Origin of the sequence: Methylobacterium sp. BTF04, from assembly GCF_010692745.1 — a bacterium.
GTDB lineage: Bacteria > Pseudomonadota > Alphaproteobacteria > Rhizobiales > Beijerinckiaceae > Methylobacterium.
The window spans coordinates 1-2,392 of sequence record NZ_JAAHTB010000141.1; the positions used below are offsets into that span (position 1 = coordinate 1).

The window sequence follows — 2,392 nt, forward strand, 5'->3', positions numbered from 1 at the left end:
GCATCCCAGTCCAGGCGGTTGAGGACGGCTGCCGCGATATCCTCGTCGGTGCGGCGATGCTCGAAGGGCAGATCCACCGCGATCTCCTCGGCGATGGCCTTGACCCCTTTGACCCGCCGGGCGGCCGCCTCGGCGGCATGCTTCTGCGCGAAGCTGCACACGTGCCCAGTCAGGCTGACGATGCCATCCTTCGTGGTGACCCCCAGATCGGTGGCGGTCACGCTGGGGTCCCAGGCCAGCTCAGCGAGCACGTCCTGCGTCAGTCTCTCGTCGGGGATCATGTTGTCTCGCCTTCGTCTCTGCGATCTCGTCGGCGAGTGCCTCGCCGGATCTGCTTGAAGGCAAGCTAGCGTCATATCCCGATGATTTGGACAAGCATTATTGAATTCCAGATATTCAAATAAGAGTGCTACTCAATCACCTAGTCAGACTCCTGAGAAAAGCATGATATTTTCTATAATTCCGAATAATATTTGACCTGCATCAAAGACAGTCTCGCATAAACCCTAAGCGGCCCCTGTCAATCGACGCCGGTCCCACCGGACGCGCCAAACACCTGCCCGCTGCTGTAGCTCGCCTCGGCCGACGCCAGCGTCACGTAAAGTGGCGCGATCTCCGCTGGCTGGCCCGGTCGACCAAGCGGCGTTTCCGTACCGAAGGTGACGAGCCTGTCCGGTGTCTGGCCGCCGCTCGGTTGCAGGGCCGTCCAGAACGGGCCCGGCGCCACCGCGTTCACTCGGATGCCCTTTGGCCCGAGCTGTTTCGCGAGCGACTTCGCGAAAGCGACGTTCGCCGCCTTGGTCTGGGAGTAGTCGAACAGGACGGGAGACGGATTGAATGCCTGGACTGACGCCGTGATGATGATCGTTGATCCAGGCTTCAGATGGGGCAAGGCCGCCTTGGTGATCCAGAACGGTGCATAGACATTCGTCTTGAAAGTCGTATCGAACTGCTCCGCCGTCAGGTCGGCGAGATCAACGACCGCCTGCTGGGCACCGGCGTTGTTCACCAGGATGTCGAGGCCGCCCAACTCCCGGACCGCCGTCTCGACCATGCCCTCACAAAACGCTTGATCGCGGATGTCACCCGAGATGGCGACCGCCTTGCGGCCCGCTTCACGGATAAGCCCGATCACCTCAAGAGCATCCGATTCCTCGAAAGGCAGATAGCCGATAGCGACGTCCGCCCCCTCGCGTGCGTAGGCGATGGCCGCAGCCCGCCCGATGCCGCTGTCGCCGCCGGTGATGAGAGCCTTACGCCCGGCAAGTCGGCCCGAACCCTTGTAGCTGGTCTCGCCATGGTCGGGCCGCGGGACCATCTTGCCGGCGAGCCCCGGGGACTTCCTGGGTCTGGTGCGCAAAGGGAGGTCGCGGATAGAGATCGACGGGGTTGGGTGGCGTGCCGGGCGACGCCGGGGCACCGGCCCGAGCGTCTATAGGCGTCGTGATCCCACCTGCGATCCCGATGGCCATGGAGCCGACCATTTGCCTTCGGGAGCCGCCTTGAGCGTTTTCCGTCATGGTGATGTCCCGCTGGATGTCTGGTGCGGTCGCGGCCGGCTCCCAATACACGGGAAAAGCCCTGGTCGGCCTGCCGTCCCATTCCTAGTCTCACTGCAGACTCACGGCCCGAACCGAATTCGGGTCTCCGCTATTCACGGACGCAGGTCGAACGACCGCTTGACCGTGGATCGACTCCCCCTTCAGGACACATCGGAGCATCAGCGGGGCCGGCGGCATATGTGTTTCTCGGCCGAAGCGAATTTCGTCGCGACCGGCGTCATCGGTGCCGTCGGCGTCGCGACGCTGGCCCATGTCCGGGAGCCGCGGTCCGTCCTGTTCGCGACCATGCCGATCCTATTCGCCCTGCATCAGTTCACCGAGGCCTTCGTGTGGCTCGGACTCGATGGGCGTATCCGTCCGGAGGCGAGTGACCACCTCGTCTTCCTATTCCTGCTCTACGCACAGGGCGTGCTGCCGATCCTGATGCCGCTCGGGGTGCTCCTGATGGAGCCTCCCGGCCCGCGGAGATGGCTGACCGCTGCGCTGACCGGGCTTGGTGTCATGCTCGGCACCTGGATGTTCTACGGCCTGATCGCCTATCCGAGCTCGGCGAGCGCCGAGCATCATTCCATCGTCTACGAGAATGCGATCACCAAGCAGACCTGGGTGGCGGTCGTCTATGTCGTCGCGACCTGCGGCGCGCTACTGACGTCGAGCCACCGCGTCGTCCGCTGGTTCGGCATCGCCAACGTCATCGGGGTCGTGACCACGATGCTGCTCCTGCGCTTCGCCTTCACCTCCGTCTGGTGCCTCTATGCCGCCGTCCTTAGCGTCATGTTGTTCTGGCAGTTCCGTGGCCGGCACATCGACATCCGCCAACCCAACAGCAG

At 63.5% G+C, this 2,392-nt stretch carries 2 protein-coding genes and 1 pseudogene; 1 reads left to right on the forward strand and 2 read right to left on the reverse strand.

What is annotated here, in order from left to right:
- Both G3T14_RS23765 and G3T14_RS23770 read right to left on the reverse strand, forming a co-directional pair.
- Positions 1-281 (reverse strand): BON domain-containing protein (locus G3T14_RS23765; RefSeq protein WP_163644950.1); only part of this gene is annotated, 281 nt, incomplete at its 3' end.
- A 239-nt stretch (positions 282-520) separates the two neighbouring features.
- Positions 521-1,484 (reverse strand): annotated as a pseudogene (locus G3T14_RS23770) (SDR family oxidoreductase).
- A 255-nt stretch (positions 1,485-1,739) separates the two neighbouring features.
- Here G3T14_RS23770 and G3T14_RS23775 point away from each other — a divergent pair.
- Positions 1,740-2,392 (forward strand): DUF6629 family protein (locus G3T14_RS23775; protein ID WP_163644951.1); only part of this gene is annotated, 653 nt, incomplete at its 3' end.